The organism is Pseudomonas sp. EA_5y_Pfl2_R50, from assembly GCF_963970475.1.
Taxonomy (GTDB): Bacteria; Pseudomonadota; Gammaproteobacteria; order Pseudomonadales; family Pseudomonadaceae; genus Aquipseudomonas.
Map to the genome: position 1 here is coordinate 1 of NZ_CAXAPT010000261.1, position 248 is coordinate 248.

Genomic DNA, 248 nt, shown 5'->3' on the forward strand with positions numbered 1-248 from the left:
CAGCGTGCTGCCCAGCGGCGTGGTGATCGATTGCGGGAAGCCTGCGGCGACACCGTTGCTGACCACGGCAATGCCGCCGACGGTCAGAGTGGTGACACCGTCGAGTGCGGTAATGGTGAAGGTGCCGTTTTGGGTCAGCGCTGGCGTGTTGGGGCTGGTGCCATCGCTGAGGTTTTTCTCGTAGACGGTCAGTTCACCGCCGTTGACGTCGAGGCCGTTGATGACCACTGGATCGTCGTTGTTGTGAA

The 248-nt window shown here is 61.7% G+C and carries 1 protein-coding gene; it reads right to left on the reverse strand.

Annotated elements, in window-relative coordinates; genetic code table 11:
- Nucleotides 1–248: hypothetical protein (locus AACY19_RS27730; RefSeq protein ID WP_339454681.1), on the reverse strand; the 248-nt coding region annotated here is incomplete at both ends.